This window comes from Solimonas terrae (assembly GCF_011067135.1).
GTDB lineage: Bacteria > Pseudomonadota > Gammaproteobacteria > Nevskiales > Nevskiaceae > Solimonas > Solimonas terrae.
This window is the reverse complement of the sequence record NZ_JAAMOW010000006.1, coordinates 206,613-224,386: the sequence shown is the minus strand read 5'-3', so window position 1 is coordinate 224,386 and position 17,774 is coordinate 206,613. Positions and strand designations below refer to the sequence as shown.

At 66.9% G+C, this 17,774-nt stretch carries 16 protein-coding genes; 5 read left to right on the top strand and 11 right to left on the bottom strand.

Annotation, left to right across the window (positions count from 1 at the left end; translation table 11 throughout):
• Positions 1-23 precede the first annotated feature (23 nt).
• From G7Y85_RS12920 to G7Y85_RS12895, 6 genes are all read right to left on the bottom strand, one after another.
• Entirely contained in the window at positions 24-383 is a 360-nt protein-coding gene (locus tag G7Y85_RS12920; protein ID WP_166257615.1) for a hypothetical protein, read from the bottom strand.
• A 16-nt stretch (positions 384-399) separates the two neighbouring features.
• Positions 400-795, bottom strand: coding sequence for a roadblock/LC7 domain-containing protein (locus tag G7Y85_RS12915; RefSeq protein ID WP_166257612.1), 396 nt, complete (start codon positions 793-795; stop codon positions 400-402).
• Positions 796-1,356 (bottom strand): GTP-binding protein, encoded by a 561-nt coding sequence (locus tag G7Y85_RS12910; protein ID WP_166257609.1) that lies wholly within the window; start codon positions 1,354-1,356, stop codon positions 796-798.
• Positions 1,357-1,366: 10 nt separating this feature from the next.
• Complete coding sequence (locus tag G7Y85_RS12905) at positions 1,367-2,353, bottom strand: hypothetical protein (protein ID WP_166257606.1); 987 nt, start codon at positions 2,351-2,353, stop codon at positions 1,367-1,369.
• A gap of 129 nt (positions 2,354-2,482) precedes the next feature.
• Complete coding sequence (locus G7Y85_RS12900) at positions 2,483-2,980, bottom strand: hypothetical protein (protein ID WP_166257603.1); 498 nt, start codon at positions 2,978-2,980, stop codon at positions 2,483-2,485.
• Between the two features lie 196 nt (positions 2,981-3,176).
• A complete protein-coding gene (locus tag G7Y85_RS12895) occupies positions 3,177-5,180 on the bottom strand; it encodes an APC family permease (RefSeq protein WP_166257600.1) in 2,004 nt (667 codons plus the stop codon).
• Between the two features lie 125 nt (positions 5,181-5,305).
• On the opposite strand from G7Y85_RS12895, the gene typA reads away from it, so the two are divergent.
• Positions 5,306-7,141 (top strand): translational GTPase TypA, encoded by a 1,836-nt coding sequence (typA, locus tag G7Y85_RS12890; RefSeq protein WP_166257597.1) that lies wholly within the window; start codon positions 5,306-5,308, stop codon positions 7,139-7,141.
• 59 nt (positions 7,142-7,200) lie between these two features.
• On the opposite strand, the gene gltP is transcribed toward typA, so the two are convergent.
• On the bottom strand, positions 7,201-8,505 hold the full coding sequence (gene gltP / locus G7Y85_RS12885; protein ID WP_166257594.1) for a glutamate/aspartate:proton symporter GltP: 1,305 nt from the start codon (positions 8,503-8,505) through the stop codon (positions 7,201-7,203).
• Between the two features lie 186 nt (positions 8,506-8,691).
• Here gltP and G7Y85_RS12880 point away from each other — a divergent pair, with 186 nt between their 5' ends.
• Complete coding sequence (locus G7Y85_RS12880; protein ID WP_166257591.1) at positions 8,692-9,768, top strand: NADH:flavin oxidoreductase/NADH oxidase; 1,077 nt, start codon at positions 8,692-8,694, stop codon at positions 9,766-9,768.
• Positions 9,769-9,793: 25 nt separating this feature from the next.
• Here the strand turns inward: G7Y85_RS12880 and G7Y85_RS12875 are convergent, their stop codons facing one another.
• Positions 9,794-11,119, bottom strand: a complete 1,326-nt coding sequence (locus tag G7Y85_RS12875; protein WP_166257588.1) for an SPOR domain-containing protein — start codon at positions 11,117-11,119, stop codon at positions 9,794-9,796.
• 163 nt (positions 11,120-11,282) lie between these two features.
• Here G7Y85_RS12875 and G7Y85_RS12870 point away from each other — a divergent pair, with 163 nt between their 5' ends.
• Both G7Y85_RS12870 and G7Y85_RS12865 read left to right on the top strand, forming a co-directional pair.
• Positions 11,283-12,743: a RimK family ATP-grasp domain-containing protein gene (locus G7Y85_RS12870; RefSeq protein ID WP_166257585.1), complete on the top strand. Its 1,461-nt coding sequence runs from the start codon at positions 11,283-11,285 to the stop codon at positions 12,741-12,743.
• On the top strand, positions 12,740-13,213 hold the full coding sequence (locus tag G7Y85_RS12865) for a GNAT family N-acetyltransferase (RefSeq protein WP_166257582.1): 474 nt from the start codon (positions 12,740-12,742) through the stop codon (positions 13,211-13,213). The genes G7Y85_RS12870 and G7Y85_RS12865 overlap by 4 nt, the downstream gene beginning before the upstream one ends.
• Before the next feature lie 64 nt (positions 13,214-13,277).
• Here the strand turns inward: G7Y85_RS12865 and bamJ are convergent, their stop codons facing one another.
• Both bamJ and plsB read right to left on the bottom strand, forming a co-directional pair.
• Positions 13,278-14,039 (bottom strand): BamJ family beta-barrel-assembly machinery protein, encoded by a 762-nt coding sequence (bamJ, locus tag G7Y85_RS12860; protein ID WP_166257579.1) that lies wholly within the window; start codon positions 14,037-14,039, stop codon positions 13,278-13,280.
• 51 nt (positions 14,040-14,090) lie between these two features.
• Positions 14,091-16,628 carry a glycerol-3-phosphate 1-O-acyltransferase PlsB gene (plsB, locus tag G7Y85_RS12855; RefSeq protein ID WP_166257576.1) on the bottom strand — a complete coding sequence of 846 codons (2,538 nt, stop codon included), beginning with the start codon at positions 16,626-16,628 and terminating at the stop codon, positions 14,091-14,093.
• 112 nt (positions 16,629-16,740) lie between these two features.
• On the opposite strand from plsB, the gene G7Y85_RS12850 reads away from it, so the two are divergent.
• The gene (locus G7Y85_RS12850; protein ID WP_166257572.1) at positions 16,741-17,226 is read left to right on the top strand and encodes a DUF4112 domain-containing protein; all 486 of its coding nucleotides are present in this window, start codon (positions 16,741-16,743) and stop codon (positions 17,224-17,226) included.
• On the opposite strand, the gene G7Y85_RS12845 is transcribed toward G7Y85_RS12850, so the two are convergent.
• Positions 17,155-17,730, bottom strand: coding sequence for a DUF1318 domain-containing protein (locus tag G7Y85_RS12845; protein WP_166257568.1), 576 nt, complete (start codon positions 17,728-17,730; stop codon positions 17,155-17,157). The two genes, G7Y85_RS12850 and G7Y85_RS12845, sit on opposite strands and share 72 nt — an antisense overlap.
• Positions 17,731-17,774: the final 44 nt, after the last annotated feature.

Genomic DNA, 17,774 nt, shown 5'->3' with positions numbered 1-17,774 from the left:
GTGCCGCTGTCGCGGCGCGGGACTCAGAGCGCCAGTTCGGTCTCGACTTCGGCAGCCTTGCGACGGGCGAGGGCGAGATTCGCGCGCGACTTGTCGAGCACGTAGTACAGGAACAGGCCCTGCTTGGACGCGACCAGGCGGATGATGTGGTACTGCTTGCCGAGCGTGATGAGGATGTCCTCGATCTTGTCGGCGATCTTCAGCGACGACATGGTCTTGAGCTTGGAGCGCACGACTTCCGTGTTGCCGGCGGCGGCGAGTTCGAGGTCGAGTCCGCTGCCGGCCTGGCCCAGCATCATGCCGCTGTTGGCGTCGACCAGGGCACAGCACATTGCGCCGTCGAGGCCCAGCATGCTGTCGAGGGATTGTTGGACATTGCTCATTGATGCTTCCTTTCGTTCATTGATGATTGATGATTCGCTGCACGCACTGACGTGCAGCCCACAACAGGGATCCGGTAATGGCGTCTTCGCCGGCGACGACCGCGAGCACCAGCGGTTGCGAGGCCAGCGGCACTTCGAGCAGCAGCAGCTTGCCGTCGGTGCCCTCGATCAGAACGTTGCCGTGTCCGCCCATGCCGAGTTCGCGCAGCGCCGCCGCGCCGAGCGCGAGCATCGAACTGGCGAGCGCCGCCAGACGGGCGGCGGGTACCGCGCGGCGCATCGCGCTGGCGACTTCGAAGCCGTCGGTCTGGGCGAGCACGACGCTGTGCGCCTGCGGCAGCAGTTCGAGCAGTTCGGTCAGCGCCGATTCGTGCAGACCGGGCGCACCGATCAGGGGAGTGTCCAAGGTCATTCAGGCTCGGGATTCGGTGGTGCCGGCCAGCAACTCGCGGGTTTCGATCTGATTCAGCAGCGCGTCGATCAGCAGCAGCACGTCGTCGCGACGACGCACATCGACGCTGAAAACCGGCGCGACATGACCGCGCGCCGCCAGCCACTCGCCGTAGTCGTCGATGCCGAGGCGGCCTTCGCCGCCGCGGCCGACGCCGACCACCATTGCGTGCGCGGCAGCCAGCTCGGTGAAAGCGTCGATGCAGGCCGACAGGTCGGCCAGCGGATCGGGCCGCGAGTTGTCGGCGAGCATGACGACGCCGAGCGCGCCTGCGCTCGCGACCTTCCAGATGAAGTCGAAACGCGACTGGCCGGGCATGCCGTACAGGCGCAGGCGGTCGCCACCTTCAAGCGCGACCTCCCCGTAGTCGAAGCCGACCGTGGTTTGCGCCTTGCTGTGCTGGGCGATGTCGGTGTTCCTGGCTTCCGTCGAGATCGGTGCGCTGTCGCTGATCGCGGCGATGGCCGTGGTCTTTCCGGCGCCCATCGGGCCCGCGAACAGCAATTTGTATTCGCGGCTCATGCGCGAAAAATCAGGCGGCGTCGTGCAGGGCGAAAGCAGTGCGGATGCGTTGCAGCACGCCGCCGAAGCGCGAGTTGCTGCCGGCGAGGATTCGTTCGGGTGCGCGCGACGCGGTATCGGCGACCAGCAAGCCGCACAGGGACGCGGCGTTGAGGAAGGCCGTGATCACCGCCGACGGCAGGCCGGACAGCTGCGTCAGTTCACCGACGCTCAGCGCGCGCTGCATGAGCAGGGCAGTGCAGCGCAGATCGGCGCTGCGGCGGCCCATGACGCCGAAGTCCGGCCAGCGCCGCAGTCGATAAGCCTGTCGGGTCTGGATGCGGCCCAGGAGCTGGCCGCCCGAGCGCGTCATGCCGATCGCCCACAGCAGCGCTTCGGCCGGACCTTCGACGACGGCCTGCGCGGTGATCGCATCGTGCAATGCCCGGTCGGCGCTGCCGAGCGCGGTCAATTCGACGTCGCCACCGAGCATTCCGGCGATCTCGTCGATATCGAGTGCGACCGGCCATGCGATGCGGCGACTGGCCGGATACAGCAGACCCTGATGCCGGCCGACACGCAGAGCGATGGCTTCAATGCGCGGCAATGCCATGGCATTGTCCAGGCGCTGGCTCAGGCTTTCGCGGTCCGCCGCGCTGCCGCCGTGGCCCGCCAGGCTTTGCGAGGCGTGATTGAGGCAACGGATCAGGCGGCTGGCGCCGAACGGATAGCGCAGCGCGAGTTCGCCCTGATCCTGGTTGTTCGAAGGAAAGCAGATGCAGGCCCTGGCCTGGTCGGCCGTCGTGCGGCGCACGACGGCCTGTGCCAGCGCATTGCTGCTGTCGTAGATGAGTACATCGGCGACGGGTTCGTCGGTGTACTGCCACTGATCGGTGGTGCGGCCGTTGAGCAGGGCGAGGGTTTCGCGCAGCGATACCTCGGCCCGCCAGTCAAACCCGATGCAGCTGATGCGGCGCAACTGATGCGGCGCCTGTGCGGCCGTCGTCGAGAGGTACATGGCGAGATATCCCCAGGTGTTTGTCAGATAAAGACTACACAGGGCCGCCGAATTTCCTCGTTCCGCCAGACGAAAGGTGGGTCTGGATCGACGGTGGGCGCAAGCTCGCCGGGGCCGGCGAAACGCGGATCAGAACAGCGGTGCGGTGGTCGCCCCACCGGTGCGGCGACGCGGCGCGCCCTGGCCGTCGAGCAGCGGCGAGGACTTTTCGCGGAACGCCCAGTCGGCCTGTTCGGCGAAGATCTGCCGCTGCCGTTCGCAGGTTTCCATCGTCGCGCGCAGATCGTTGAGCAGGCCGCCGGCTTCGCCATCGAGATCGAGCGGCAGCGGCAGCAGGCGCTGCTCGCGGCGGTAGGCGTGCAGTGCCAGACGCGCGAGCGTGACCGGCGCCAGCAGCGCATGGGTCAGCCAGATCGACAGGCCCAGTGCCAGCAGGGTCGCGGCCGTGGTCCAGCCGAGCAGACGTTCCGGTTGCCAGTTCTGCGGCGCGAACAGCAGGAAGCCGATCATCACCAGCAGCGGCGTCATGCTCGCGAGCACCAGCACGCCGTAGAACTTGTCGGCAAGACGATCGAACGGCAGCCAGCTGCGCAGGCGGCGATAGCGGGACAAGGGCAGGGATTGCATGGCCGCCGCAGCATAGACAGCTCGACCGGGCCCCGGTGCGCGACGACGCCGAACGGCAGCAAACGGGCCGATCAGCGTGGCGGCACTCAGCCGATTCCCGAAGTCGCCGTGGGAGTTTGCCTGCATCCCCTGCGTGAGCACGCGCAAGCGGCGCGGCCGTGACGGCGGCGGACCGGCGCCGCCGCGGCGATGGCGATCAGCGGATGTCGATGCGCGGCGGCGGTGCGGCCGGTTTCGGAATCGGCAGCGGCACGACGTGGGTCGGATGGCCGCCGGCTTCCAGCCTTTGTTGCACGGCCAGCGGCATCTGGTTGTGCAGCCAGCGGGTCAGAAGGGTCTCGTGTTCGAACACCAGCTTGCTGGAGAACACCACGCATTTCGGGAAGTCCGCGAACACCTTCGGCAGCAGGCCCATCAGTTCGCCGAGCGGATCGCCGCCGTAGGTCTGGTAGCTGGTCGCCGCGAGGCCGCGGCTGGCGCAGTAGCTGGTGAAGTAGTTCAGCGAGTTCTCGATGCGGGCGCACAGGGACTTCAGCGTGCGCTCGCTGTTGAACGCTTCCTTGTCGACTTCGCCGACCGAGACGAACACGACATTCGTGAAGCGGCCGGGGAAGGTGTCGAGCACCCAGCGCAGTGCATGCATGCCGGCGCCGCGGCTGTTGCCGAGCAGGATCACCGCGGTCTCGTGCGCCGGGTCCGGGGTTTTCGCGACGACGTCTTCGTCCCAGTCCGGCTTCACGGCGTAGACCTGGTCGACGCGTTGCATCAGATCGCGGATGTGGTCGTAGTGGCCGTGGATGATCAGGCAGAAGCCGACCACCGCGCTGGTGATCAGGACCGTGACCCAGCCGCCGAGCATCAGCTTTTCGGCGAGGATCACCAGCAGGATCGCCGCGCAGACCATGAACCCGATCGCGGCGGTCGCGAACTTGATCTTCCAGTCCAGCTGGTACAGGCGTCGTTCCCACCAGTGGCTGCAAAGACCGAACAGCGACAGCGAGAACGTGAGGAACACGTTGATGCTGTACAGCACCACCAGCAGGCGCACCTGCCCCCGCGTCAGCAGCAGGATGGCGAGCGCGGAAATGCCCATCACCAGCACGCCGTTCTGCGTGACCATGCGGCTCGACAACTGGCGGAACTGACGCGGCACCCAGTGATCGGTCGCCATGCTCGCGAGCACGGCCGGGCCGCCGAGAAAGCCGGTGTTGGCCGCGACCAGCAGCAGGCCGGCTTCAAGCGCGAGCACGATCCACATGGCAGTGTCGACATGCGCGCCGCTCAGCGACAGGCTGTTCAGCACCAGACGGAAGGTGACGGCGTTGAGGGTCTGCCCTTCGGTCGGCGAGGCGTGCCAGAGCAGGTAAAGCAGGATGATGCCGCCGGCCGTGAACGCCAGCGACAGTGCCATGTAGAACATCGTCCAGTGGCCGGTGCGGACGCGCGGTTCGGCCAGCATGTTGACGTTGTTGGAGACGGCCTCGATGCCGGTATAGGTGCCGGCGCCCACCGAATAGGCGCGCAGGAACAGCGCGACGGTGAACATCCAGCCGGAGCTTTTCGACAGCTGCAGGGTCTCGCTCCAGGTCGACTGCACGACCTCGTGGAGCGCGGCGGCGTGATAGTTGACGCCGTAGATGATCAGGAACGCGTGGGTGATGAAGAAGCCGAGGAAGATCGGTGCCAGCACCATGATCGATTCCTTGACGCCGCGCAGGTTCAGCACGATCAGCATGGCGATGATGCCGATCTCGGCGCCCAGCTTGTAGACCTGCGCATGCGGCGAAAACAGGCTGAACATCGCATCGGCGCCGCTGGCGACGGAAATCGCGATCGTCAGCACGTAGTCGACGATCAGCGCAGAGCCGGACACCAGTCCGGCATACGGTCCGATCAGCTGGGTTGCCGCCTTGTAGCCGCCACCGCCGGACGGGAACAGCTCGATGACCTGGTTGTAGGCCAGCGAGATGATGAACACGGTCAGTGCCGTCGCGCCGGCCAGATACAGCGCCAGCGGCGTGTGATGGCTGAGCGCGAGAAAGGCCTCCTCCGGTCCGTAGCAGGACGACGACAGGCCGTCGGCACCGAGGCCGATCCACGCCAGCAGCGCAATCAGCACGATGTGCTTGCGGGTCTTGGGGTCGAACGGGTCCAGCTTCTTGCCGAAAACCAGGCGCCGGACACTCGGCAGCACACTCATCAGGGGTCTGGGGCGGTTGCGAAAGCGCGCGATTCTAGCACCGTGGGCAAAACTTGCCCTATCGCTGTAACCGGCCGCCGCGTACAATCCGCGCCCCGCTTTGCGCTCCCTACCGGGTTGTCCCTGTGATTCAGAATCTTCGCAACATCGCCATCATCGCTCACGTCGACCATGGCAAGACCACGCTCGTCGACAAGCTGCTGCGCCAGTCGCAGACCCTCGACGCGCGCGAACAGCTCGGCGAGCGCGTGATGGACTCGAACGACCTCGAACGCGAGCGCGGCATCACCATCCTGTCGAAGAACACGGCGATCCGCTGGACCGACAAGCGCAGCGGCACCGAATACCGCATCAACATCGTCGACACGCCGGGACACGCCGACTTCGGCGGGGAAGTCGAGCGCGTGCTGTCGATGGTCGACTCCGTGCTGCTGCTGGTCGACTCGGTCGACGGCCCGATGCCGCAGACCCGTTTCGTCACGCAGAAGGCCTTCAACATGGGCCTGCGGCCGATCGTGGTGCTCAACAAGATCGATCGTCCGGGCGCGCGTCCGGACTGGGTCGTCGATCAGGTCTTCGAACTGTTCGATCGCCTCGGCGCGACCGACGAGCAGCTCGATTTCCCGTTCATCTACGCCTCCGGCCTGAACGGCTACGCCGGCAACTCGGCCGACATTCGCGAAGGCGACATGACGCCGCTGTTCGAAACCATCATCGACAAGGTGCCGGTGCCGGACGTTCATCCGGAAGAGCCGTTCCAGATGCAGGTCACCTCGCTCGCGTATTCCAGCTATGTCGGCGTCATCGGCACCGGTCGCGTCAAGCGTGGCCGCATCAAGCCGAACACGCCGGTGTCGGTCGTCAACCGTGACGGCAGCGTCCGTCAGGGCCGCGTGCTGCAGGTGCTCGGCTTCATGGGCCTCGACAAGGTCGAAGTGCCGGAAGCCCAGGCCGGCGACATCATCGCCGTCACCGGCATCGAGGAACTCGGCATCTCCGAGACGATTTGCGACGCCAAGGTGCCGGAGCAGCTGCCGACCCTGCAGGTCGACGAACCGACGATGAGCATGATCTTCGAGGTCAACAAGTCGCCGTTCGCGGGCAAGGAAGGCAAGTTCGTCACCTCGCGCCAGATCGGTGACCGCCTGCAGCGCGAGCTGAAGACCAATGTCGCGTTGCGCGTCGAGCCGATGAGCACCGGCGACCAGTTCCGTGTCTCCGGCCGCGGCCTGCTGCACCTCGGCATCCTGCTCGAAAACATGCGCCGCGAGGGCTACGAGATTGCCGTGTCGCGTCCGCAGGTCATCGTCAAGGAAATCGACGGCCAGCTCTGCGAGCCGTACGAAACCCTGGTCGCCGACGTCGAGGAACAGCATCAGGGCGGCGTCATCCAGGGCCTCGCCGAACGCGGCGGCAAGATGCAGAACATGGTGCCGGACGGCAAGGGCCGGGTGCGTCTCGAATACATCGTGCCGTCGCGTGGCCTGATCGGTTTCCAGACGCAGTTCATGACGATGACCTCGGGCACCGGCCTGCTGTTCCACAACTTCGACCATTTCGGCCCGAAGACGCAGGCGACCGACATCGGTCAGCGCCGCAACGGCGTGATGATCTCGATCGACATGGGCAAGTGCCTCGCGTACTCGCTGTTCAATCTGCAGGAGCGCGGCCGCATGATGGCCGAGCCGGGCGACGAGGTGTACGAGGGCCAGATCGTCGGCATCCACTCGCGCGACAACGACCTCGTCGTCAATCCGCTGAAGGGCAAGAAGCTGACCAACATGCGTGCGTCCGGCTCGGATGAAAACGTCATCCTCGTGCCGGCCGTGAAGTTCGCGCTGGAACCGGCACTGGAGTTCATCAACGACGACGAGCTCGTCGAGCTGACGCCGGAATCGATCCGCATCCGCAAGAAGTTCCTGAAGGAACACGAGCGCAAGCGCTCCGGCCGCGACGACTGAGTCGCCGGCCAAAACAAAAAGGCGCACTTCGGTGCGCCTTTTTGTTTTTCACGTCCGGCTCAGGCGGAAGCACCTGCGAGCTGTTGCCGCTCGTAACGTGCGCCCTTGTCGGCATCGTACTGTCCTTCCCACTTCGCGATCACCAGCGCCGCCAGCGAATTGCCGACGACGTTGAGCGCGGTGCGCGCCATGTCGAGGATGCGGTCGACACCGGCGATGAAGGCCAGGCCCTCGAGCGGAATGCCGACGCTGCCGAGCGTCGCCAGCAGCACGACGAACGAGACGCCGGGCACGCCGGCGATGCCTTTCGACGTCACCATCAGTGTCAGTACCAGCACGATCTGCTGCGTGATCGACAGATCGATGCCGTACAGCTGCGCGAGAAACAGGGCCGCGATGCTCTGGTACAAGGTCGAGCCGTCGAGATTGAACGAATAGCCGGTCGGAATGACGAAGCTGGCGATCGGTTGCGGCGCACCGTAGGCCGTCATCTTTTCCATGATGCGCGGCAGCACGGTTTCGGAGCTGGCGGTCGAGTAGGCAAGGATCAGTTCGTCCTTGAGCAGGCGGATCAGGGTGAAGATGTTGAAGCCGAACAGTCGCGCGACGCCGCCGAGCACGACCAGCGCAAAGAACATGATCGCCGCGTAGACCAGCACGACCAGCTTGGCCAGTGGAATCAGCGACGAGAAGCCGAAGGTCGCGACGGTCACGGCGATCAGTGCGAACACGCCGACCGGCGCATAGCGCATCACCATGTTGGTGACCTTGAACATGGTTTCGGCAATGCTGCGAAAGGTCTGCACCAGCGGATCGCGATGCTCGGGCACCAGCGACGACAGCGCGAGCCCGAAGATCACCGAGAAGAAGATGATCGGCAGGATGTCGCCGTGCGCGATTGCCGCGAACACGTTCGACGGAATCAGGTTGAGGATCGTCGTCACCAGGCTGTGCGGGCCGTGCTGCACTTCCGAGGTCGTCTTCTGGTATTGCGAGATGTCGCTGGTCGCCAGCTGATGCATGTCGATGCCGGCACCGGGCTGGATCGTGTCGGCGAGCAGCAGGCCGACGATGATCGCGACCGTGGTGATCAACTCGAAATAGACGATGGTCTTGAGGCCGATGCGGCCGAGCTTCTTCGCATCGCCGACGCCGGCGATACCGACGATCAGCGACGAGATCACGATCGGCACGACGATCATCTTGATCAGGTGAATGAAGATCTGCCCGGCCGGCGTCAGCACATTGGTGATCAGCCAGTCGCGGGTGTCCGGCGCGGCGCCGTGCAGCACGCTGCCGGCGATGATGCCGAGCACCAGTGCGATGAGAATCTGCCAGGCGAGACTGAGACGGGGCATGCGCATCGAGGGAATCCTTGCGGCGTTCAGACCGGACCATAGGGAGCTTGGCGGTGCGGACGCAAATCGCGGCCCGCTCCCGGCACGCAGAATCAGCCCGCAATCGGCATGCCGCCCGCTGCCGTTCACGAACTTTCGCTACGCTATCGCGCCGTTCGCCCGCCGCGGCGGAATACCCAGCCTGGAGTCCCGATGAGTCTGTTTTCTCCACTCGTGCAGCGTGGCCTGACGCTGAAGAATCGCATCGTCGTGTCGCCGATGTGCCAGTACTCGGCAGAGGAAGGGCGGCCGACGCCCTGGCATCAGGTGCATCTCGGCAGTCGCGCGATCGGCGGCGCTGCGGCGGTGATCGCCGAAGCCACGGCGGTGCAGGCGCAGGGCCGCATCTCGCCCGGTGATACGGGGCTCTGGAACGATGCGCAGGCGCAGGCCTGGGCGCCGATCGCACGGTTCGTGCGTGACGCGGGTGCGGTTGCCGGCGTGCAGCTCGCGCACGCCGGGCGCAAGGCCAGCACGGCGCGGCCCTGGGAGGGCGGCGACGCACTGGACGTCGAGCAGGGCGGCTGGCGTCCGCTGGCCGCGCCATCGGCACTCGCGTTCGACGACAACAGCATCGTGCCGGAGGCGCTTGATGCGGCCGGCATCGACGCGCTGGTGTTGGCTTTCGCCGCCGCCGCGCGCCGCGCGCTCGACGCCGGCTTCGAGCTGATCGAGATCCACGGCGCGCACGGCTATCTGCTGCACGAGTTCCTGTCGCCGATCTCGAACCGGCGCGATGACGACTACGGCGGCAGCTTCGCCAATCGCATCCGTCTGCTGAAGCGCGTGATCGCGGCGGTGCGCGGCGTCTGGCCGGAACGCCTGCCGCTGTGGCTGCGCATTTCGGCAACCGACTGGGCGGAGCCGGATCGCGATGGCGACAGCTGGGATCTGGAACAGTCCTGCGCGCTGGTCGATGCGATCAAGACCGACGGCGTCGATCTGATCGACGTCTCCAGCGGCGGCAGTCTGCCGAAGGCGAAGATTCCGGTGGGTGCGGGCTTCCAGACGCCGTTCGCTGCCGAGATTCGTCGCCGCTGCGGTGTCGCGACCGGCGCGGTCGGCATGATCACCGCCCCGGCACAGGCCGATCATCTGATCCGTACGCAACAGGCCGATGTCACGCTGCTGGCGCGCGAGCTGCTGCGCGATCCGTACTGGCCGCGCCGCGCGGCGCTGGAACTGCGGCAGAAGATCGACGCGCCTCCGCAGTATCAGCGCGCCTGGTGAACGGCGCGTCGGCAGCCGAGGGCGCTCAGCGTTTCGACAGGCCGTCCGGCACCTTGAGGACGCGCGCCGATTCATAGCCGGGTCTGGCGCGCAGGCGCGTCAGCGCAGCCTCGGCCTGCTCGCGACTGTCGTAGTGCCCGCACAGCACGCGATAGGCATCGAAGCCCTTGAGTCGGATCGGTTCGATATCGGTGCGCAGATCGCGTGCCCGCCATTGGGCGACACTGCGTTCGGCATTGGCGTGTTCGACGAAGGAACCGAGCGAGATGCGCCAGACCGGGACCATTGCCGCCGGTGTCGCGGCGGTTCCGGATTCTGCCCGCGCCGCCGTGGGCGGCGCGACCGGCGACTGCAGCGACGTGACTCGCGCGTGTTCGTAGCCGGGGTGCGTGCGCAAGCGGGCGAGCGCCTGCTCGGCCTGTTCGCGGTTCGCATAGTGCCCGCAACGCACCTCGAAGTCGTTGCGGCCCTGGTGACGAGCGGGCGCGATGTCGGCACTCAGCTTGCGCTTCTGCCACTGCGCGACGGAGCGCGCGGCGCTGGCGCGGTCCGCGAAGCTGCCGAGGACGATGCGCCATTCGGCAGGCGCCGCCGGCTGCGGCGCCGGGGCGGCTTCGCCGATCGCGTTCGGCGGTGCCTCGCGCTCGCCTGCGGGAGCGGCGACCACGCTGTCTGCCAATGTCGGCCGCACATTGCCGTCCTTGAGTGCCTGCTGCGCCGCGTAACGCGTCGCGTAGTCGTCGCTGAAATTGGTTGCCGCCAGCCGCGGCAGCAGGGTGCCGGCTTCGGCCGCGCTCAGTCGCTGCGCGCCGGCGGTGGTCCAGCGCAGGCATTCGCCGGGCGAGTCGAGTCGCTGATGCGGGCCCGGCGTGTCGATTTCGGCCGCGCCCGACACCAGGCAGAGTTCGTCGCCGGCCAGCGAATGCTCGGCCCAGGCCTCGGCGCCGTACAGCCGCGCCCGCAGGGCGCCAAGCGTCAGCCGCACGTCGGCCGGCGCGCCCTGTTCGGACTTGCGGGCGTCGACGTGCAGGGCGCCGCTCAACAAAGTCAGGCGTGCCAGCGTCGCGCGACCCGGCGGGTCCGGCGGCTCGCTGCCATCGAGCTGCAGGCGGCCGCGCTCGCCGAGCAGCAGGCTGCCGCTGCCGGCCAGTCGCAGGCTGACATGGGCCTGGGCCTCGGTGCTGAGCGTGTCGCCGACGGCCAGCGGATCGCGGCTGCCGAGCGCTGCGCTGCTGCCGTCGGCATGGCGCACGCTGACGCCGTTCTCGATGCGCGTCACTTCGAGATCGGCGGCCTGGGCCGTCGCCGACAGCAACAGCAGCAAGCCGATCGCGGCGCGCCTGACTCGCATCGTTTCCACCTTTTTCCGGAATGGCCGGAAGCGTAGCAAAGCACTGCGGTTCGCGGCGGCCTGCGTGCTAGCATGCGCCGCGATTTTCCTGTGGAAGTCTCACGCGCATGCCCGATGAACCTGTGGAGTTGCTGCCGGTCGGCGCCTCGCGCCGCAGCCTGACGTGAGCGGCATCGTCGTCGTCGACCAGCGCGCGGACTGGCCGGTCGAGCTGCCGGGCATCGAGGTGGTCACCGCCTGGGACTACCTGACGCGCGAGGAGCTGACGCGCACGCGCGGCATCCGCGTCTACAACCTGTGCCGCTCCTTCGGCTACCAGACCACCGGCTACTACGTCTCGCTGCTGGCCGGCGCGCGCGGCCACAAGCCGCTGCCGGAAATCACCACGATCCAGGATCTCAAGCTCGCCGAATCGCCGCGCATCCTCAACGACGAGGTCGAGGAGCTGATCCAGCAATCGCTGGCGCGCATCGGCTCGGCCGAGTACGTGATGAATGTCTACTTCGGCCAGTCGATCGCCAAGCGCCACGCGCGCCTCGCGCGGGCGCTGTTCAATCAGTTCCCGGCGCCGCTGCTGCAGGCCAAGTTCATCTATCGCGGCGACGAGTGGCGTGTCGACACCTTCGGCCCGATCGCGCTCGGCGAGGTGCCGGCTTCGCATCACGAGCTGCTGTACGATGCCGCGCGCGACTACTTCGCGCGCCGCCGTGCGCCGCGTGCGCGACGCGAATCCTCGCGCTACGACATGGCGATCCTGGTCAACGAGGACGAGAAGGAGCCACCGTCGAATCCGCGTGCGCTGAAGGCATTCGAGCGCGCCGCCGAGGAACTCGGCTTCGAGGTCGAGTTCCTCGACAAGTCCGACTACGGACACGTCGCCGAGTTCGACGCGCTGTTCATCCGCGAGACCACCGCCGTCAATCACCACACCTATCGCTTCGCGCGCCGCGCTGCGCGCGAAGGTCTGGTGGTCGTCGACGATCCGACTTCGATCCTGCGTGCGGCGAACAAGGTCTTTCTTGCGCAGTTGATGGAGCGGCACCGCATTCCGCAGCCGAAGACCGTGCTGCTGCATTCGCGCAACGTCAAGATCGCCGGTCGCGAGCTGGGCTTTCCGTGCGTGCTCAAGCAGCCGGACTCGCAGTTCTCGAAAGGCGTGATCCGCGTCGAGAACGAGGCCGAATTCCGGCGCGAGGCCAGCGACATGCTCGAACGCTCCGACCTGATCATCGCGCAGTCGTACGAGCCGACCGACTACGACTGGCGCATCGGCGTGCTCGACGGTCAGCCGCTGTATGCCTGCCGCTACTACATGGCCAAGGATCACTGGCAGGTGGTCAAGCGTGCCGGCAACGGGGCGATCGTCGAAGGCGGACACGAGACGCTGGACGTGAAGGACGTACCGGCGGCCGTGCTCAGCGTCGCCGTGCAGGCCGCGCGTGCGGTCGGCAGCAGCCTCTACGGCGTCGATCTCAAGCAGTTCGGCAAGCGCGTCAAGGTGATCGAGGTCAACGACAATCCCAACATCGATCACGGTGTCGAGGATCTGGTGCTGAAGGACGCGATCTACCAGAAGATCATGGCGTACTTCCTCAAGCGGCTCGAGGCGCGCACGCGCACATGACGAGCGCGCCGGCCCGCATCCGGCGCGCACACGCCGACGACATCGATGCGCTGCTGGCGCTGGAGCAGCATTTCCCCGGCGACCGCATGAGCCGTCGCGCGATCCGCCATCTGCTCGGCAGTGCCAGTGCGCATCTGTGGATTGCCGGCCCGGTCGCCGCGCCGCTGGGGGCGCTGGTGCTGCTGACGCGACGCAACAGCCGCTGGGCGCGGCTCTATTCGGTTGTCGTCAGCCCGCAGGCGCGTGGCCAGGGGCTCGGACGGCGTCTGGTGATCGCAGCCGAACGCGAAGCACGCCGACTCGGCTGTGTCGGGCTGTCGCTGGAAGTGCGCAAGGACAATCTCGCGGCACGCGGTCTGTACGACGCGCTTGGCTATCAACTGCATGCGCGGCTGGTCGGATATTACGAGGATGGCGCGGCCGGCGTGCGCCTGCGCCGCCGTTTCGACGGCCCCGCAGCGTCGCACTGAAAACGGGCGCACCAAACGAAAACGGCCCGCACTGGGCGGGCCGTTTTCCTGCAGCTCGAGACGCCTACTTCGCGTCCTTGTCGCCCTTCGGCTCGCCGATCGACAGCAGCTCGACCTCGAACACCAGCACCTGGTTCGGGCCGATCTTCACGCCGGCGCCACGCTCGCCGTAGCCGAGCTCGGACGGGATGTAGAACTTGTACTTCGAACCCGGCGTCATCAGCTGCACGCCTTCGGTCCAGCCCGGGATCACGTTGTTGAGCGGGAAGCTGACCGGCTGGCCGCGCGCGTACGAGCTGTCGAACTCTTCGCCGCTGATCAGCGAGCCCTTGTAGTTGACGGTGACCGTGTCGGTCGCCTTCGGATGCGGGCCCTTGCCTTCGGTGATGACTTCGTACTCGAGACCCGAGGCCGTGGTCTTCACGCCGTCGCGCTTGCCGTTGTCTTCGAGGAACTTGGCGCCTTCTTCCTTGTTCTTGCTGGCCTGCTCCTCGCGATCCTTGAGCTGGCGTTCCTGCATCTTCTTGGCGACCGTGTTCTTGATCTCTTCGCGCGCGGCGTCGTCCATCTTCGGCGCATTGCCGGCGAACGCGTCATCGAGACCGGCCTTCAGGGCGGCGACGTCGGTGTCGTCCTTGACCGGCTGCAGCGACTTGCCGAGATCGACGCCGATCGCGTAGCCGAACTTCTGTGCGTCGGTCTGCAGCGACGCATCGGTGCCGGCGGCGGCCGGCGCGGCGGCGGACTTGTCGTCCTTCTTGGCGCAACCGGCGATCAACGCGGTGGCGGCGAGGCTGAGGGCCAGCAGGCGTAGCGTGTTCTTCATCGAGAGGTTTCCAGATGCAAAAAAAGGCGCGAGTGCGCCGGTCGCGGGCGATTATAGCGGCTTTTCCCGTGATGCTTCGGTGACTGCCGCGGGGCTTGCGACGGGCGATTCGGCGGCCGCGGATTCGGCCGCGCGGCGCCGCGACAGCAGCTGCAGCAGCATCTGCCGCGCCTCGTCCGACAGCAGTTCCTGCGAGCGTTCGGCGATGCGGTCGATGCGCGGATCGACGTTCAGGGTCTTGTCGTCGGCGACGCTGACCAGTCCGATTTCGATCAGGGTGTTCAGGTAGCCCTTGAACAGCGCCTTGTCGAAGAACTCCGGCGCGTCGCGGCCGGTCAGGATCGCCATGCGCTCGGCGAGCAGGCGGCAGTCGTCCTCGAACTTCTCGCGCTTGAGCGGCACCACGGTGCGGCGCTCCTCGGCCAGCAGCAGGGCGGTCATGCAGTAGCGTTCGTGGGTTTCGCCGAGCACGCGGCCGAGCATCGCCAGCGTCGAATACGCCGGCTGGTTGGCATCGGGCCGGCGCAGGCGGTCCTGCTCGCGTGCCAGCAGGCCGAGGCCGGTCATCACCGTCAGCCACGATTTCACCACGCTCTCGATCTCCTCCGGCTCCCAGCGCAGGAAGAACTCGTTGCGCAGGAACGGATAGAGCGCGCGCACGCCCATGATCACGGCCTCGTCGGACAGCAGCAGGCGCGTGCGGAACAGGTTGGCGATCAGCGACGGAATCGCGAACAGATGCTGGATGTTGTTGCGGTTGTAGGTCAGTGCGACGGCATCGCGCGCGGCGACGCCGTGCAGGTCGCCCCAGGGATGCGGCACGCGTGCGATCTGTCCGATCGGTCCGCTCCAGTCGACGACGGCCGCCGGCGCGCTTTCGGGAATGTAGAGCAACGGGCTGTAGGGCTCGCCCTTCAGCAGCCAGATCAGGTAGCCGATCTGTTCGACCAGCTCCTCGTGCGCGACCACCCGTTGCGGCGAGGCGAGCAGGGCGATCGCCGCGAGGCTCGACGGGTTGGCGACGGCGGCGGCATTGATGCGCCGGCTGTTCTCGAGCGCGAGCCTGGCGACGAAACCCTTGAAGGCGTCCGGCATGGCCTCGCTGTCGGCGGCGACCGCGTCCCGCCATCCCGGCAGATACTGGTCGGCATACGACTGCAGGACGATGGGCTCGCCGAAATTGATGTAGGGCTTGCCGTAGGATTTGCCGAGGATCTTGCCGGCTTTCAGCAGGCCTTCGGCGGATTCCTTGCTCTTGGCGCCGCCGCGCAACTCCTTGGTGTAGCTGCCGACTTCCCAGACGCGGTCGTAGCCGATGTAGACCGGCACCATCGCCACGCGCCGGATGTCCTGGCGCAGACCGGCTTCGGCGACCATCGACAGCAGGCCGGTCTTCGGCTGCAGCAGGCGGCCGGTGCGGCTGCGGCCGCCCTCCGGAAAGAACTCGATCGCGTAACCGCGCCGGATCAGGGCGTCGACGTAGGCGCGGAACACGGCCGTGTAGATGGCGTCGCCGGAGAAGCTGCGGCGCAGATAGAACGCGCCGCAGCGGCGCAGCAGGCCGCCGATCGGCCAGAAGTTGAGATTGACGCCGGCAGCGATGTGCGGCGGCGCGACGCCGGCGTGATACAGCGAATACGAGACCAGCAGATAGTCGGCATGCGAGCGGTGCGAGGGCATGTAGACCAGCTCGTACTGCTGCGCGAGTTCGCGCATGCGTTCGAGGCCCTGCACATCGATGCCGGCGAACACGCGCTTGAAGACGACGATCGACAGGAAGCGTTCGAGGAAATTGATGCTGGTCGTCGAGTAGTTGGCGGCGATTTCCTCCGCACACTTGCGCGCATGCGCGCGTGCCTTGTCGCGTGTCATGCCGTTCTTGCCGGCGGCACGCTCGATCGCCTTTTTCACGTTCTCGGCATTGAGCAGGCCGTCGATCACCACGCCGCGGCGCAGCAGCGTCGGTCCCAGCGCGGCGGTGCGCGCGCGCAGGAAGTGGAAGTGCAGGACGCGCGTCAGCTTGCGGATCGAGGTCGCCGCGTCCGGGCCGCGCTCGACATATTCCCGGAACGAGAACGGCAGGCCGAAATTGGCCAGCACGTTGCGGCCGTTGAACAGCATGATGAAGAACTTCTGCACGCGGCCGGCCTGCACGCTGTCGGCGAACAGCAGTTTCCAGAGGCTGGTTTCCTTGCCCGGATCGCGACCCCAGAAGATCGAAACCGGCACCAGCTGCGCCTCGAAGCTCTTGGTGGCGATACCGGTTTCGATGAGGCGTGTCAGCGCGGTCGGGTGGCGGCGCGTCTCCAGCAGCGCATCCATGTAGACGACACCGGCGCGTTCGACGGTGGGGAAGTTCGAGCCGGTGCGGTTCGGTCGCGGCAGCACCTGCTCGCGGCACAGGCGCGCGAGCACGAACATGTCGACCCAGGAGCGCTGCGCGAGGATGTAGACGACCGGCTTGGTCGGATCGATCTTCAGCGTCTCGCGCAAGGGCTGCGGCGCGCTCTTGTAGCGCACCAGACCGTTGAACGGACGGAACATCCACCACACCAGACTGTAGAGGGCGCTGTTCAGCAGAGCGCGCATGCGACTCCTTGCATAGAATTGTCATCGCGGGCTGCGCTGCCCGGGCCACGTCAAGGCGGGCTCGGCCGTACGAGGTCCGCCAATCAATGGCAAAAGTCTACCGGAAGCGAACATGACTGGCCCGGCGATCGTCGATGTTCACGCCGACGACCGGCTGCTGGCGACGCGCCAGCGCCTGCGCCGCTATGCGACGCTGCTCGACAGCGGCATCGGCGTGCCGGGCACGCGCTGGCAGATCGGCATCGAGGCGCTGATCGGCCTGATCCCCGGCGTCGGCGATCTGGCCGGCGCCCTGCTCGGCAGCTGGATCGTCGTCGAGGCGGCGCGCCTGCGTGCGCCGCGCGCCCTGCTGGTGCGCATGAGCGCCAACATCGCGCTCGATCTGCTGCTCGGTCTGCTGCCGGTGCTCGGCGACCTTGCCGATTTCATGTTCAAGTCCAACCAGTACAACCTGCGCCTGCTCGATGCGCATCTCGATGCGCGGCTCGGCGTGCCGCCGGCCGCGGGGCCGCGTCGCGGCCGCCGGCTACTGCTGGGCGGGCTCGTCGTGCTCGGTTTCTGTTTGCTGTGGCGCTTGTTCGGACGCGGGCTGTACTGAGACGGCCGGCTTCTGCTGCCAGCTGCCGTCGGCAGCGCGTATCCACCAGCCGGGTGCGGCGCGCACGATCCAGCGTTGCGCGAACACTTCACGCAGCGGACCCTGCCACGCCGGCTCGTCGTTGCGCACGGCGATCTGCCGGTACAGCGCGCTGCGGTCGGCATTCTCGTTGGCGGCCAGTGCGCGCACGCGCGCGCGATCGGCGAACGGCACGCTGTCCGGTGTGCGGATGGCGACAAAGCCATCCGCGGTCAGGCCGATGATGCCGTCGTCGAGTGCCGGCTTCAGATCGACGTAGCGGTTCTGCATCTGCGCGCGCAGGCGTTCGATCTCCGAGCCGCGCGTATCGAGCTGCGATGCCGGACCGGCGTCGGGCGGCAGATTCCACACCGCGGCGACATAGCGCTCCGCCGTCCACGCGGCGTCGTTCGCCGGCAAGCGGGGTGCGACGCTGCAGGCGCTCAGGGCGAGCCCGAACAGCGCCGCCGGCAATCGGATTTTCATCGATGCTCCGCCATGCAAATCGGTCTCAAGTATAGGACCCGGCC

What these genes read in the sequence shown, in the direction of transcription:
- G7Y85_RS12910 (WP_166257609.1), bottom strand. Translation starts at nt 1,356, where the DNA reads ATGAGCCGCGAATACAAATTGCTGTTCGCGGGCCCGATGGGCGCCGGA.
- G7Y85_RS12865 (WP_166257582.1), top strand. Translation starts at nt 12,740, where the DNA reads ATGACGAGCGCGCCGGCCCGCATCCGGCGCGCACACGCCGACGACATC.
- bamJ (WP_166257579.1), bottom strand. Translation starts at nt 14,039, where the DNA reads ATGAAGAACACGCTACGCCTGCTGGCCCTCAGCCTCGCCGCCACCGCG.
- G7Y85_RS12905 (WP_166257606.1), bottom strand. Translation starts at nt 2,353, where the DNA reads ATGTACCTCTCGACGACGGCCGCACAGGCGCCGCATCAGTTGCGCCGC.
- G7Y85_RS12895 (WP_166257600.1), bottom strand. Translation starts at nt 5,180, where the DNA reads ATGAGTGTGCTGCCGAGTGTCCGGCGCCTGGTTTTCGGCAAGAAGCTG.
- G7Y85_RS12900 (WP_166257603.1), bottom strand. Translation starts at nt 2,980, where the DNA reads ATGCAATCCCTGCCCTTGTCCCGCTATCGCCGCCTGCGCAGCTGGCTG.
- G7Y85_RS12850 (WP_166257572.1), top strand. Translation starts at nt 16,741, where the DNA reads ATGACTGGCCCGGCGATCGTCGATGTTCACGCCGACGACCGGCTGCTG.
- G7Y85_RS12915 (WP_166257612.1), bottom strand. Translation starts at nt 795, where the DNA reads ATGACCTTGGACACTCCCCTGATCGGTGCGCCCGGTCTGCACGAATCG.
- G7Y85_RS12875 (WP_166257588.1), bottom strand. Translation starts at nt 11,119, where the DNA reads ATGCGAGTCAGGCGCGCCGCGATCGGCTTGCTGCTGTTGCTGTCGGCG.
- G7Y85_RS12920 (WP_166257615.1), bottom strand. Translation starts at nt 383, where the DNA reads ATGAGCAATGTCCAACAATCCCTCGACAGCATGCTGGGCCTCGACGGC.
- G7Y85_RS12845 (WP_166257568.1), bottom strand. Translation starts at nt 17,730, where the DNA reads ATGAAAATCCGATTGCCGGCGGCGCTGTTCGGGCTCGCCCTGAGCGCC.
- plsB (WP_166257576.1), bottom strand. Translation starts at nt 16,628, where the DNA reads ATGCGCGCTCTGCTGAACAGCGCCCTCTACAGTCTGGTGTGGTGGATG.
- gltP (WP_166257594.1), bottom strand. Translation starts at nt 8,505, where the DNA reads ATGCGCATGCCCCGTCTCAGTCTCGCCTGGCAGATTCTCATCGCACTG.
- G7Y85_RS12880 (WP_166257591.1), top strand. Translation starts at nt 8,692, where the DNA reads ATGAGTCTGTTTTCTCCACTCGTGCAGCGTGGCCTGACGCTGAAGAAT.